Genomic DNA, 13,825 nt, shown 5'->3' with positions numbered 1-13,825 from the left:
CAGTCTTTTCCCTCGTGGTGAGCGTTCCTTCTCAAGGCGGCCCCGGTGACACGTCCGGACACATGGTGGTGTGCGGGGACGACGGGCTCGCGCACCGGCTCGCGGCCGAACTGCGCGGTGTCTACCGCGAACGGGTCGTCCTCGTCGTACCGCCCGACGCGGGTACCGCCCGGCCGGTGGTCGGACGGGCCCGGTCCGCGTCCGCGACGCTGTTCGACCGGATGGTCAGCGCCACCGTCAACTGGGGCGGCGGCAACGGCGGCACGCACACCGGCCCGCCCGCAGGCGGTGCGAACGGACCCGGCGGGAGCGGTGGCGGCGGAAGCGGCGCCGCCGGTACGGGCGGGCAGCCCGTCTCCGGGGACTCGGTGCTGGAGGCCTCCGGTGCCACCGAGGCCGTGCTCGCCGAGGCCGGCGTGGAACGGGCCGCCGCGCTGGCCCTCGTGTACGACGACGACGAGACCAACATCCGCGCCGCGCTGACCGCCCGCCGCCTCAACCCCCGGATCCGCCTCGTCCTGCGGCTCTACAACCGGCGGTTGGGGCAGCACATCGAGGAACTCCTCGACCAGGCCGCCGCGCTGGCCGCCGGCGACGACGGGAGCGGGGGCACCGACGCGTCGACGACCGTCCTGTCCGACGCCGACACCGCCGCGCCCGCGCTCGCCGCCACGGCCGTCGCCGGCACCGGCAAGGTCGTGCAGACCGACGGGTTGCTGCTGCGGGCCGTGGAGCGGACCCCGTCGGTCGACGGGACGCCCCCCGATCCCGGCCTGTGCACGCTGGCCCTGCTCTCCGCCGCCGACGGCAACGGGGAGCAGGTGCCCCGGCTGCTCCCCGACGACGAGGAGGTACGGCGGGGCGGCGCACGGGGCCGCGTGGTGCTGGAACAGGTGTCCGCCGCGGAGAGGACGCCGGCCGCGGCGGGCGGGCGCGGGGGCGGTGTGCCGCCGCTCGCCTCGCTGTTCTCGCGGCGGCTGCGGTGGTCGCTGGCCGGGCTGGTGGGGTGCGTGTGCGCGCTCGCCGTGGCCCTGCAACTGGTGACCGGCATCCACCCGTTGAGCGCCTTCTATCTGACGCTGCTCGACATGTTCGCGATCGACGACCCCGCGATCGGGCAGCCCCTCGGCCGCCAGATCCTGCAACTGCTCTCCGGGCTGATGGGGTTGCTGCTGCTGCCTGTGCTGCTGGCGGCGGCCCTGGAGGCGCTGGGGACGTTCCGGACCAGCTCCGCGCTGCGCAAGCCGCCCCGGGGTCTGGGCGGGCACGTGGTGCTGCTGGGCCTGGGCAAGATCGGCACCCGGGTGCTGACCCGGCTGCGGGAGCTGCACATCCCGGTGGTGTGCGTGGAGTCCGACCCGGAGGCGCGAGGTCTCGCGACCGCCCGGCGGCTGCGGGTGCCGGTGGTGCTCGGCGATGTCACCCAGGAAGGGGTGCTGGAGGCCGCGAAGATCCACCGGGCGCACGCGCTGCTGGCCGTGACCAGCTCGGACACGACCAACCTGGAGACCGTGCTGTACGCGCGCTCGGTGCGGCCCGAGCTGCGGGTGGTGCTGCGGCTGTACGACGACGACTTCGCCACCGCGGTGTACCGGACGCTGCGGGCCGCCCACCCGCTGGCCTCCACCCGGAGCCGGAGCGTGTCGTATCTGTCCGCGCCCGCGTTCGCCGGGGCGATGCTGGGGCGGCGCATCCTGGGCGCCTTCCCCGTGGAACGGCGGGTGCTGCTGTTCGCCTCGGTCCCGGTGGCCGGACATCCGGAGCTGGAGGGGCGGCCGCTGGCCGGGGCGTTCCGGGCGGGGGCGTTCCGGGTGCTGGCGCTGGAAGGGTGCGCCGACGTCCGGGGCGACTACGTGCTGCGCGCCGGTGACCGGGTCGTCGTCGCCGCGACCCGCCGCGGGCTGGCCGAACTCGGCTGACCGCCCACCGGCACGGCACCACCGCCACCGGCCCACCGGAGCCGCCGTCAGCGTGCCCGGGGGGCGCCGGGCCCGCTGACGGCCGCGGGGGTGGCTACGCGCCGCCGCCCAGGTGCCGCTGCGCGAAGTCGATCTCCAGACCGACCTGCTTGATCCGCTCGTCCACCACCAGGGAGCCGTGGCCCGCGTCGTAGCGGTACACCTCGTGGGGCGCGCCGCGCGACTCCAGGCGCTCGATGTAGTTGTCGATCTGGCGGATGGGGCAGCGCGGATCGTTGACCCCCGCCGAGATGTAGACCGGGGCCTTGACCTGGTCGACGTAGGTCAGCGGGGAGGAGGCCTCGAACCGCTCGGGGACCTCCTCGGGCGTCCCGCCGAGCAGGGTGCGGTCCATGGCCTTCAGGGCCTCCATCTCGTCGTGGTACGCCGTGACGTAGTCCGCGACGGGAACGACCGCGATGCCCACGGCCCACGCCTCGGGCTGGGTGCCGATGCCGAGGAGGGTCAGGTAGCCGCCCCAGGAACCGCCGGTGAGGACGAGCCGCTCGGGGTCGGCGAGACCGGACTCCACCGCCCACGCCCGGACCGCGGCGACGTCCTCCAGCTCGATCAGGCCCACCCGGTGCTTCAGGGCGTCGGTCCACGCGCGGCCGTACCCCGTGGAACCCCGGTAGTTGACGCGGACGACCGCGTAGCCGTGGTCCACCCAGGCGGCCGGCCCCGCGGCGAAGGAGTCGCTGTCGTGCCAGGTCGGACCGCCGTGCAGGTCGAAGACGGTGGGCAGCGGGCCGGTGGCGCCGGCCGGCTTCTGGACGAGGGCGTGGATGCGGCCGCCGGGTCCCTCGACCCACACGTCCTCCACGGCCACCGACGGCGGGCTCTTCATGCCGGGCGGGTCCAGCACGACCGCGCCGGAGGTCGAGCGGACGACCGGCGGCTCGGCGGCCGACGACCACAGGTACTCGACGCTGCCGTCGGGCCGGGCCGTCGCCCCGGAGACCGTGCCGGGCGGCGTGGGGACGCGGGTCAGGGCGCCGGTGGCCAGGTCGTAGCGGAACAGCTCGCTGCGGGCCTCGTGGCTGTGGGCGATGAGCAGGCTTCCGGCGTCGGGGAACCACTCGGCGCTGATGTCGCCGGGCAGGTCGAGGACCAGGTCGGTCTGCTCACCGGTGGCCACGTCCCACACCAGGGGCTCCCAGCGGCCCCGGCGCTGGTGGCCGATGAGCAGCCGGGTGTCGCCGTCGACGGGGGCGAAGCCGAGCACCTCGAGCCCCAGCTCCTCGGTGCCGCCCGCGGTGTCGTCCAGCTCGGCGACCGTCGTGCCGTCCGGGCGCAGCACGCGCAGGGCCGCGTGCATGGCGTCGCCGTGCTCGGTGTGCTCGATCGCGATCAGCGAACCGTCGTGGGAGAGGTCGCCGACGCCCGCCGATTCGCGGTGCCGGTAGATCTCCGCCGTGTCCTCGCCGGCGCGCGCGAGGTGGATCGTCGTACCGTCCTCGTTCGTGGAGCGGCCGACCACCGCGGTGCGGCCGTCACGGCCGAGGGCGAGGCCGGCCGGGTAGGACGGCTCCAGGCCGGGCACGGCCGTCTCGTCCGCCCCGCCGCCGAAGGGCTGGCGGCGCCATACGCCGAACTCGTCGCCGTCCTTGTCGTCGAACCACCAGATCCACGCCCCGTCCGGGGCGAGCACGCCGTCGGTCGTGCCGTTGGCCCGCCGCGTCGCCTGCCGCTGCTCGCCGGTCGCGCGGTCCCAGGCGTACAGCTCGTACGTGCCCGTCGCGTTCGACACGAACAGCGAACGGTCCGGCGCGTCCTCGGCCCAGTCCGGCAGGGAGACCCGCGGCGCCCGGAAGCGCTTCTCCCAGTCGGGCATGCCCTGCGTGTCCGACGCGTCCTGCGGACCCGGCACATCCGGCGTCCTGCTCTCACTCTTGGCCCCAGTCATGAGCCCATAGTGCCTGGCCCCGCCCACAATCCGCTGGCCGCTGTACCCAGCCTGTGGATAACTTCCCGGCTCCGGACACCTTCTCCGCACACACGTCCACACCCCCGCCCCTCCGCGCGCCCGCCCACCGCCCGCAGCCGGACCGCGACCGGCCGATCTCACCCCCGGGCCGGGGCCGCGCCGCGGGCGCCGTACCGTTGTGGCGTGTACCGGTTTCTGCTGACACCCCGCTGGTGGGGCATCAACGTCTTCGTGCTGCTCGCCATCCCGTTCTGCGTCTTCATGGGGTCGTGGCAGCTGAGCCGGTTCGAGGGGCGGGTGCACGACCAGCGCGAGGCGACCGAGCAGGCCGCCTCCGACCGGCACGAGACCGCCCGGCCCCTGGCGCGGATGCTGCCCGTCGACAAGCGGACCTCGGGACGGCGGGTCACCGCCACCGGCCGCTACGGCAAGCAGCTCCTGGTGCCCGGCAGGCAGCTGGACGACAGAAGCGGCTTCTACGTGCTGACGCTGCTGCGCACCCCCTCCGGCAGCTCCCTGCCCGTCGTGCGCGGCTGGCTGCCGGGCGACGCGGATCCGGCGAAGGCGCCCGCCGCGCCGCGTGGCGAGGTCACGGTCACCGGAGCGCTCCAGGCGCCCGAGACCCCGGGCGACAACGGGGTCAGCGCCCAGGGCGGGCTGCCCGCCGGGCAGACGGCGGCGATCAGCACGGGCTCGCTGGTCAACCTGGTGCCCGACCGGCTGTACGCCGCCTGGATCACCCTCGACCGCGCCGACTCGGGCATGAAGGCGGTGCCCGCGACGGCACCGGACGGCACCGGGCTGGACCTCAAGGCGTTCCAGAACCTCGGCTACACCGGTGAGTGGTTCGTCTTCGCGGGCTTCACGGTGTTCATGTGGTTCCGGCTGCTGCGCCGCGAGGTGGAGTTCGCCCGCGACGCGGCCCTCGGCCTGGCGCCCGAGCAGGAGCAGCAGGGGCCCGAGCAGCGGGAGCAGGAGCAGCAGGGGCGGGCGGAGGAGCCGGAGAGCACCTCCGCCCCGGCCGGCACCTGAGGTCCGGTCCGGACCCCGGCGGCAGAGGCGGGGCGGGGGCGGGAGGCCGGAACGCCTGCCGCCCCCGCCCCGCCCGGAAGCCGTGCCGCGAGGTCTACGCCCCGTTCCCCGAGGGCAGCACGCCCGTGAAGTACACCGTTCCGGCGCACGCGTTCGGCACCGTCACCGATGACGTCGGCGTTCCCGTCTCCCCGGTGAAGGTGATCAGGACGCTGCCGTCGGCCATGCCGTCCGCGGCGACGAGCTGCGTGGTGGGGGCCGCCGCCGCACCGCCGGCGTCCGTGGTTCCGGTCGCGCTCGCGTCCTGGCTGGCGGTCGGGTCGGGCGAGGGAACGCCCGTGTCGCCACCACCGCCGGTGCTGCTGCTGCCGCCGCCGATGACGGGGCAGGTCTCCGACGGGACGAAGGCGGCCTTCTCCTCGTAGGCGTCGCCGGGCTGGAGCACCAGCGTGGCCGCCTCCAGCGAGGGGTCGGGCAGCCCGGTCGCCGCGTCACCGGAGACATGCCGCGCGGAGGCGAGCTTGCTCGGGTCGGCCGCGCCCTGGGCCGCGGCGGTCACCGTGACCCCGCCGCTGACGGTGCAGGCGGTGCCGGAGATGTTGGAGACGCGGAAGGCCGCGTAGGTCTGGCTGCCCATGCTCGCGTCGCTGGTGCCGGTGACGGACAGCTGGGCCGTCGTGCACAGCGGGGCGTTCACGGACGCGGTGGCGGACGGGTCCGTGGCGCCGGGCGAGCTGTCGCCGGTGCCGCCGGACCTGCCCGGCTTCTCGTGCTTGTCACCGCTCTTGCCGTGCGCGGGCGGCTTGCCGTGGGAGTCGGTGACGCCGCCGGAGTCGCCGGAGTGGCTCTTCCCCTTGCCGGTGCCGCTCCGGGCGTCGGACGACTGGCCCGCCATCGCGGTGTTCGGGTCCAGGGTGCCGGAGTTCGAGACGTGGATGAGCGCGGGGATCGCGGTGCCGAAGAACAGGGCCGCCGCCGCCATGCCGACCAGCGCCTGACGCTTGCGGGCCCGCCGTGCGGGTACGGCCCGGCGCAGATGGTCCAGCGTGCCGTCGCGCGGTTCCATGCCGTCGACCGCAGAGTGCAGCAGCCGGCGCAGGTCCGGCTCCTCGTCCGGGTCGAAGCCGCCGGGGCCGGTGCCGCCGGGGCCGCCCAGGTCCGGGCCGAACCCGCCGAGTTCCGCGAAGAGCCTGTCCCGGCCCGAAGCGAACTCCCCGCCGGCGGAAGGCGACTGACCACGGCCGGAGACGAACGCATCGAGGCCGGAGGCCGGCTTGTCACCGTCGGAGCCCGACTCGCCTTGTGCGGACGGCGCTTCCTCGCGGCCGGAGACGGACTTCTCACGCCCGGAGGCCGACCCGCCCGGTGCCGACCCGTCCGGGGCCGACTCGCCCGGTGCTGACTCGGCGGAGGCCGACTCGCCGGAGGCCGAGGCCTCGTCTGCGGTGTCCGAGGCCGGGTCTGCGGCACCGTCGGACGACGCGCCCTGTGCGGGCGCCGTGTCCTCGCGGTCCGAGGGGCGGCCGTCGGAGCCGCGGTCGCGCTCCTCGGGACCGGAGGAGAGCTTCTCCGGGCCCTGTTCGGTCCTGTCGCGGTCCGGGCCGGGCCCCTCGGGGCCCTTCTCGTCGGGGCCGTGGTTCACAGTTCCGTTCCCAGCGTGCGGTGGGGTGTGCTCTTGCCCGGGCGACTTCGTCGGCTCGTGCCAGGCATAGGGCTCGTGGCGTTCGTGGGAAAGGCGTTCATGCGAATCGCCCCCTTCCGATTTGTCGCTCATGTGTGGGCCCCCATGGCCACACGCAGGGCGGCGATGCCTCGCGAGCCGTACGCCTTCACCGAGCCCAGCGATATCCCGAGCGTCTCCGCGACCTGCGCCTCGGTCATGTCCGCGAAATAGCGGAGCACGAGGACCTCGCGCTGCCGGCGCTGCAGCCCCTTCATCGCCTTGATGAGGGAGTCGCGCTCCAGCAGGTCGTAGGCGCCCTCCTCCGCGCTCGCCATGTCGGGCATCGGCTTGGAGAGCAGCTTCAGGCCGATGATGCGCCGGCGCAGGGCGGAGCGGGACAGGTTGACGACCGTCTGCCGGAGATAGGCGAGGGTCTTCTCCGGGTCACGGACGCGCTTGCGCGCCGAGTGGACCCGGATGAAGGCTTCCTGGACGACGTCCTCGCAGGAGGCGGTGTCGTCGAGGAGCAGGGCGGCGAGACCCAGCAGCGAGCGGTAGTGCGCGCGGTAGGTCTCGGTGAGATGGTCGACGGTGGTGCCGGCGACCGCGGTGGTCGCGGCCTCCTCGGCTCCGTCGCGCTGACTGGGGATGCGGGCGGGCCGCGCTGCGGGCATCGGCGCGATCACCGGCATGCCGCCGGGCGTGCCGGACATCCGCGACCGGCGTGCCGCGCGGGGCGGCCGCAAGGGCACCATGCCGTGGTGCGCTGGGGATACCCCCTGCTCGAAGAGCATGGGGGCGAGTTCGAGTACCTCTGCCACGCCTGTTTGACACGTCCGACCCCCAGAGGGTTGTACGTGCCGGGCATCACACCTGCGACAACCGACGATGCCTCAAATGCCGTCATGGGCCCCGCTCTTCCCCTATGTCCCTAAGTGAACGGGCGCCCCCACGCCCCCGGCCACGGCGTCTCGCGGCAGGACTTCACGCCCCGAACCCCGCAAGGGTGTCCGCAAAGACGCTCCCCGCCCTGCACGCGGTTGCGAGGGGCGGGGAGGAAAATCCTCTGCTGCCGTGGAGCCGGGTACAAGTGGTTTTGATCATGGTTCCGGCCACAGTTCTTAAAAGAATCCTACAAACGTCTTACACAGGAGGGGCACAACCGCCTGTGATCTCCGTCGCGACCAGCTCGGCGATCTGGGCGGTGTTGAGGGCGGCGCCCTTGCGCAGGTTGTCGCCGCAGACGAAGAGTTCGAGCGCGGTCGGGTCGTCCAGGGCCCGGCGCACCCGGCCGACCCAGGTGGGGTCGGTGCCCACCACGTCGGCGGGGGTGGGGAACTCACCGGCCGCCGGGTCGTCGCACAGGACGACGCCGGGCGCGGTGGCGAGGATCTCGCGGGCGCCGTCGACGGTGACCTCGCCCTGGAAACGGGCGTGGACGGTCAGCGAGTGGGTGGTGACCACGGGGACCCGCACACAGGTCACGGCGACGGGCAGCGCGGGCAGTCCGAGGATCTTGCGGGACTCGTCCCGCACCTTCATCTCCTCCGACGACCAGCCGTCCTCCCGGAGCGATCCGGCCCAGGGGACGACGTTGAGGGCGACGGGATCGGGGAAGGGCCCGGTGTTCTCCCCCACGGCCCGGCGCACGTCACCGGGGCTGGTGCCCAGTTCGGTGCCGGCCACCAGGGACAGCTGGGCCCGCAGCGCCTCCACGCCCGCCCGCCCGGCCCCGCTCACCGCCTGGTACGACGACACCACCAGCTCGCGCAGCCCGAACTCGGCGTGCAGCGCGCCGAGGGCGACGATCATCGACAGGGTCGTGCAGTTGGGGTTGGCGACGATCCCGCGCGGACGGACGCGCACCCTGTGCGCGTTGACCTCGGGGACGACGAGCGGGACGTCCGGATCCATGCGGAAGGCGGCCGAGTTGTCGACCACGACCGCGCCGCGGGAGACGGCGACCGGCGCCCACTCGGCGGCGACCTCGTCGGGGACGTCGAACATCGCGACGTCGACCCCGTCGAAGGCCTCCGCGGTCAGCGCGATGACCTCGGCCTCCTCCCCGCGCACGGCCAGCTTGCGGCCGGCGGAGCGGGGCGAGGCGATGAGGCGGATCTCGCCCCAGACGTCGGCCCGTTGGGACAGGATCTGGAGCATGACCGCGCCGACGGCCCCGGTCGCTCCCACGACCGCGAGCGTCGGCCTGCCGGTCGGTGCCATCAGCGGCCGGTGCCTCCGTAGACCACGGCCTCGTCGGTGTCCGAGTCCAGCCCGAAGGCGGTGTGCACGGCGCGCACGGCCTCCGGCACGTCGTCGGCGCGGGTGACGACCGAGATGCGGATCTCGGAGGTCGAGATCAGCTCGATGTTCACACCGGCGTTGCTGAGCGCCTCGAAGAAGGCGGCGGTGACGCCCGGGTTGGTCTTCATGCCGGCGCCGACGAGGGAGATCTTGCCGATCTGGTCGTCGTAGCGCAGCGACTCGAAGCCGATGCCGCCGCGGTTCTTCTCCAGGGCGTCGATGGCCTTGCGGCCCTCGGTCTTCGGGAGGGTGAAGGAGATGTCCGTCAGGCCCGTGGAGGCGGCGGACACGTTCTGCACGACCATGTCGATGTTGATCTGCGCGTCGGCGATGGCGCGGAAGATCGCGGCGGCCTCGCCCGGCTTGTCCGGCACACCGACGACCGTGATCTTGGCCTCGGAGGTGTCGTGCGCGACACCGGAGATGATGGCCTGCTCCACCTGCTTTTCCCCTCGCTGAATGGGCTCGCTGCTGACCCACGTGCCCTGCAGCCCGCTGAAGGAGGAGCGTACGTGGATCGGGATGTTGTACCGGCGCGCGTACTCCACACAGCGGTGGAGCAGCACCTTGGAGCCGGAGGCGGCCAGCTCCAGCATGTCCTCGAAGGAGATCCAGTCGATCTTCTTCGCCTTCTTCACCACGCGCGGGTCGGCGGTGAACACGCCGTCGACGTCGGTGTAGATCTCGCAGACCTCGGCGTCGAGCGCGGCGGCGAGGGCCACGGCCGTGGTGTCGGACCCACCGCGCCCCAGCGTGGTGATGTCCTTCTTGTCGGCGCTGACGCCCTGGAAACCGGCGACGATGGCGATGTTGCCCTCGTCGAGCGCGGTGCGGATGCGACCGGGCGTGACGTCGATGATCCGGGCTTTGTTGTGGACCGAGTCGGTGATGACGCCTGCCTGGCTGCCGGTGAACGACTGCGCCTCGTGGCCCAGGTTTTTGATCGCCATGGCCAGCAGGGCCATGGAGATACGCTCTCCGGCGGTCAGCAGCATGTCGAACTCCCGTCCGGCAGGCATCGGAGACACCTGCTCGGCGAGATCGATCAGCTCATCCGTCGTGTCGCCCATCGCGGAGACCACGACAACCACCTGGTTGCCGTTCTTCTTGGCTTCCACGATCCGCTTGGCGACGCGCTTGATGCCCTCGGCATCGGCTACGGAGGAGCCTCCGTACTTCTGCACGACAAGGCCCACGTGCGCTCCTCGCTCGGTTCGTTTGTGTCGGCTCAGTCTATCGAGCGTCCGAATTCCGCAGCCCTGCTCCCGCATGGTGAGACCCCGGACGCCCGACCCGAACCTGCCCAGCGCGCGCCCCCGCACGCGGAAAGTGCCCTGGCTCACAGCACCGGCGACGGCCTGCCCGCCCGCCACCGGCACCCGCGCCGGTCAGCTCGCCCGCCGGCCGTGGAGCTCCGTGACGCCGTCGCCGAGCGCCGCGCCCATGGTGTCCTCCTCCGCCGCGCCCGCGGTGTCCTCCTCCGCGGCGACCACGGCGTAGGTCCGCAGCAGGAAGCGGCGCAGGACGGCGGTGTCGAAGCGCAGGGCCGCCGTGCCGTGCGGGGTGCGCAGCTCCACGAGCGTGCCGTCGGGGCCGTACGGCCGTACCCGGACGGCGCCCGGCCCGGCCGGCGCGGTCAGCCCCCGCGCGATCAGCTCCCGGGCGAACGTCCACGACGTGACCTCGCCGTCGGCCGTGACATGGGCCGGGAAGTCGATGTGCGCGGCGAGCGGGTCGCCGGCCGTGTAGCGCAGGGTCAGCGGGATGGACCGCCCACGGCCCGCCGCGGTGATCAGGCTGGCGCCGACGGGCTGCTCCAGGGTGAGGTGGGGGACGCTGGGGACGTGCATGAGCGGGCTCCGAATCAGGAAAGGCGCCGGCCGGGGCTGCGGCCGTCAAGCGGTGAGAGGGCGGTACTGCCCACTCGTCGCGCCCTTCCCGCCCTTCGGGTGGTGTGATCCGGGTCACACCGCACGGGAAGGCGCCGCTGCCTCGCCGTACGTCCGCCGTACGTCCCCGCGGAGGTCCTACTGCTTCGCCGGACGCATGCCCAGCGGCCCGCAGATCTCCTCCGCCATGACGCGTCCCGCCTCGGCCTCCAGGTTCTCGTCACCCACCTCCTGGTCGGTGTCGAGGCCGTCCAGCTCCTCCAGGGGCTGGTTCAGGCGGACGTGGATGAGCACCGACTGCAGGGCGCGCAGCACGGCCGAGGCGGTCGGCCCCCAGTTGGAGAAGTAGGAGAACTGCCACCACCACAGGGCCTCCACGGTGCGGCCCGCGCGGTAGTGGGCCATGCCGTGGCGCAGGTCGGTGATGACGTCCGCCAGGTCGTCGGAGATCCGGGCCGGCACCGGGGCCTTGCGGGGCTCGTAGGGGTCGAAGACCTCGGAGTAGACGTCGATCGGCTCCAGCAGGCGCACCAGGTTCTCGCGCAGCTCGTCCACGTCCCCCTCGGGACCCAGGTCGGGCTCGTAGCGCTCGTCGGGCACGATGTCCTCGTGCGCGCCGAGGCGACCGCCGGCCAGCAGCAGCTGGGAGACCTCCAGGAGCAGGAAGGGCACGGTCGAGCCGGGCTCGTCGCCCTTCGCCACCTCGGTCACCGCGACCAGGAAACTCTCGATCTGGTCGGCGATCTGGACCGCGAAGTCGTCCGGGTTCCGCGACGTGGCGTGCAGCGTGGCGTCAGACATCTAGGAGTCGTCTCCCCTCGAAGGCGCGGCCGAGGGTGACCTCGTCCGCGTATTCCAGGTCGCCACCCACCGGGAGGCCGCTGGCCAGGCGGGTGACCTTCAGGCCCATGGGCTTGATCATGCGGGCGAGGTACGTCGCCGTCGCCTCGCCCTCCAGGTTGGGGTCCGTGGCCAGGATCAGCTCGGTGACCGCGCCGTCGGCGAGCCGGGCCAGCAGCTCCCTGATCCGCAGGTCGTCCGGGCCCACGCCCTCGATCGGGCTGATCGCGCCGCCCAGCACGTGGTAGCGGCCCCGGAACTCACGGGTGCGCTCGATCGCCACGACGTCCTTGGGCTCCTCGACCACGCAGATGACCGTCGGGTCGCGGCGCGGGTCGCGGCAGATGTTGCACAGCTCCTCCTGCGCCACGTTGCCGCAGGCCGCGCAGAAGCGGACCTTCGCCTTGACCTCCATGAGGGCCTGCGCGAGCCGCCTCACGTCCGTCGGCTCCGCCTGCAGGATGTGGAAGGCGATCCGCTGCGCGCTCTTGGGACCGACGCCGGGCAGCCGTCCCAGCTCGTCGATGAGGTCCTGAACAACGCCTTCGTACAACGGACTGCCCTTCCTGGAGACCTTTCGGTACGTACGGTAGTCGGCTGCCGCCTCTCCTAGGAAGGCGGTCGGAGTGTCCCGCGCGCGGCGGACACGCGAACGGTCAGAACGGCAGGCCGGGGATGCCGCCGCCGCCCAGGCCCTGCGCCAGCGGGCCGAGCTTCTGCTGCTGGAGCGCCTGCGCGTTCTCGTTGGCCGCGTGCACGGCCGCCACGATCAGGTCGGCGAGGGTCTCGGTGTCCTCCGGGTCCACCGCCTTCGGGTCGATCTTCAGCGCGCGCAGCTCGCCGGCGCCGGTCACGGTGGCCTTCACCAGGCCGCCGCCCGCCTGACCGCCGACCTCGGTCTCCGCCAGTTCCTCCTGCGCCCGCTGGAGTTCCTGCTGCATCTTCTGGGCCTGCTGGAGCAACTGCTGCATGTTGGGCTGGCCACCACCGGGAATCACGATCAGCTCCTGGTTCTTCGTGTGCTCTGTCGCTCCGGGCTCGCCGGACGCCCGGAGGCGCTCGGTCCGCTCGGGGCGCGCCGGGCGCCGGATACCCGGGCGCTCGGGGTCGCTTCCTCGCTGTGCACGAGCCTACGTGGTCTGCGCGGCCATCGCCCCGCCACTCTTTCGAGTGAGAACGTCGACAGCCCTATACCTGATCAAGGCCCACTTCCGGGCGGAAAAGTCGGGAAAGCTACCTCTTCGCCACCCATTGGGAGGTAGGAAGGGTGCCGCACGCCTGCCGCGGAATGTCACGCTATGTGACCGTCTCGTGGTGACCGGTTCGCGTCAGCACCGTGTCCCGTGCCGTGCGCGCCCCGTGCCGTGTCCGTCCGGTGGCGTGCCCGTGCCGAGTTCGGCGTCGTGGTTCATGAGTTCGGTGTCGTGTTCACAAGGGAGTGCCTGGTGGGTCAGCCGGAGATGCAGCCCGAGGGTCCGCCTCAGGACGGGTGCGGCGAGGGGGCGGCCGGACTGCGGCCGGGCGATCTGACCGGGCGGGAGTTGCCGCTCGGCGACTGGGGCGAGCCCGCCGAACGGCTGGACGAGCTGTACCGCTGGGTGGAGAGCGGCGCGCTGCGGACGGCGTCCTGGTACCTCGCGGACCGTGTCTGGAAGCGGCGCGGGGCGCGGGCGCTGCGGGCCGGCGCGGCGGCCGGCGCGGTCTGCGGGGCCGCGCTGCCGCTGCTGGACCTCACCGGGGTGGCCGGCGGGGCCGCGCCCTGGGGATACCTGGCCCTGATGCTGGCGGTGGCGTGCCTCGCGGTCGACCGCTTCTTCGGGGTCACCTCGGGCTGGATAAGGGACATGGCCACGGCTCAGGCCGTGCAGCGGCGGTTGCAGGCGCTGCAGTTCGACTGGGCGTCGGAGAGCGTCCGGGAGGTGCTGGGTCCGGCCGAGGGCACCGCGAGCGAGGCGACCGAGCGGTGCCTCGGGGTGCTGCGGCGCTTCTCCGAGGACATCACCGAACTGGTCCGGCTGGAGACGGCCGACTGGATGGTGGAGTTCCGCACGGGGTGCGCCCCGCTGGGCATGCAGGCGGCGGTGTCGGCGGGGGGACGCGCGGAGTCCGCGGGCCCGGCGGGCCGCGCCCCGCTGTCCCCGCCCCACGGCACCCGTCCGAACATGCCGCGCCAGCGTCCGCCGGAGCCCCGGTAGCCACCCCTGCGGGGCGC

12 protein-coding genes are annotated in these 13,825 nt (G+C 73.2%); 3 read left to right on the top strand and 9 right to left on the bottom strand.

What is annotated here, in order from left to right:
- The first annotated feature begins 62 nt into the window (after nt 1-62).
- A complete protein-coding gene (locus ACIPRD_RS30210; RefSeq protein WP_401567810.1) occupies nt 63-1,919 on the top strand; it encodes an NAD-binding protein in 1,857 nt (618 codons plus the stop codon).
- 94 nt (nt 1,920-2,013) lie between these two features.
- On the opposite strand, the gene ACIPRD_RS30205 is transcribed toward ACIPRD_RS30210, so the two are convergent.
- Nucleotides 2,014-3,792 (bottom strand): prolyl oligopeptidase family serine peptidase, encoded by a 1,779-nt coding sequence (locus tag ACIPRD_RS30205; protein ID WP_401567808.1) that lies wholly within the window; start codon nt 3,790-3,792, stop codon nt 2,014-2,016.
- A gap of 276 nt (nt 3,793-4,068) precedes the next feature.
- On the opposite strand from ACIPRD_RS30205, the gene ACIPRD_RS30200 reads away from it, so the two are divergent.
- Nucleotides 4,069-4,917 carry an SURF1 family protein gene (locus ACIPRD_RS30200; protein ID WP_401567619.1) on the top strand — a complete coding sequence of 283 codons (849 nt, stop codon included), beginning with the start codon at nt 4,069-4,071 and terminating at the stop codon, nt 4,915-4,917.
- A gap of 94 nt (nt 4,918-5,011) precedes the next feature.
- On the opposite strand, the gene ACIPRD_RS30195 is transcribed toward ACIPRD_RS30200, so the two are convergent.
- The 8 genes from ACIPRD_RS30195 to ACIPRD_RS30160 form a co-directional block, all read right to left on the bottom strand.
- The gene (locus tag ACIPRD_RS30195) at nt 5,012-6,559 is read right to left on the bottom strand and encodes a hypothetical protein (protein ID WP_401567618.1); all 1,548 of its coding nucleotides are present in this window, start codon (nt 6,557-6,559) and stop codon (nt 5,012-5,014) included.
- Nucleotides 6,560-6,687: 128 nt separating this feature from the next.
- The gene (locus ACIPRD_RS30190) at nt 6,688-7,293 is read right to left on the bottom strand and encodes a SigE family RNA polymerase sigma factor (protein ID WP_356410096.1); all 606 of its coding nucleotides are present in this window, start codon (nt 7,291-7,293) and stop codon (nt 6,688-6,690) included.
- A gap of 430 nt (nt 7,294-7,723) precedes the next feature.
- Nucleotides 7,724-8,803, bottom strand: a complete 1,080-nt coding sequence (locus tag ACIPRD_RS30185) for an aspartate-semialdehyde dehydrogenase (protein WP_356409884.1) — start codon at nt 8,801-8,803, stop codon at nt 7,724-7,726.
- Nucleotides 8,803-10,080 carry an aspartate kinase gene (locus ACIPRD_RS30180; protein WP_356409887.1) on the bottom strand — a complete coding sequence of 426 codons (1,278 nt, stop codon included), beginning with the start codon at nt 10,078-10,080 and terminating at the stop codon, nt 8,803-8,805. Before ACIPRD_RS30180 ends, ACIPRD_RS30185 begins: the two co-directional genes overlap by 1 nt.
- A 192-nt stretch (nt 10,081-10,272) precedes the next feature.
- A complete protein-coding gene (locus ACIPRD_RS30175; protein WP_356409889.1) occupies nt 10,273-10,734 on the bottom strand; it encodes an SsgA family sporulation/cell division regulator in 462 nt (153 codons plus the stop codon).
- Nucleotides 10,735-10,911: 177 nt separating this feature from the next.
- Nucleotides 10,912-11,574, bottom strand: a complete 663-nt coding sequence (locus tag ACIPRD_RS30170) for a DUF5063 domain-containing protein (protein ID WP_356409892.1) — start codon at nt 11,572-11,574, stop codon at nt 10,912-10,914.
- Nucleotides 11,567-12,166 (bottom strand): recombination mediator RecR, encoded by a 600-nt coding sequence (recR, locus tag ACIPRD_RS30165; protein ID WP_356409895.1) that lies wholly within the window; start codon nt 12,164-12,166, stop codon nt 11,567-11,569. The genes ACIPRD_RS30170 and recR overlap by 8 nt, the downstream gene beginning before the upstream one ends.
- Nucleotides 12,167-12,269: 103 nt before the next feature.
- Nucleotides 12,270-12,611 (bottom strand): YbaB/EbfC family nucleoid-associated protein, encoded by a 342-nt coding sequence (locus ACIPRD_RS30160; protein ID WP_356409898.1) that lies wholly within the window; start codon nt 12,609-12,611, stop codon nt 12,270-12,272.
- A gap of 447 nt (nt 12,612-13,058) precedes the next feature.
- Here ACIPRD_RS30160 and ACIPRD_RS30155 point away from each other — a divergent pair, with 447 nt between their 5' ends.
- Nucleotides 13,059-13,808, top strand: coding sequence for an SLATT domain-containing protein (locus ACIPRD_RS30155; RefSeq protein WP_356409902.1), 750 nt, complete (start codon nt 13,059-13,061; stop codon nt 13,806-13,808).
- The last annotated feature ends 17 nt before the right edge of the window (nt 13,809-13,825 follow it).

Origin of the sequence: Streptomyces sp. NPDC090108 (assembly GCF_044747185.1) — a bacterium.
GTDB lineage: Bacteria > Actinomycetota > Actinomycetes > Streptomycetales > Streptomycetaceae > Streptomyces.
Note: the sequence above shows the minus strand (reverse complement) of the source record. Positions and strands in the feature narration are given on the sequence as shown.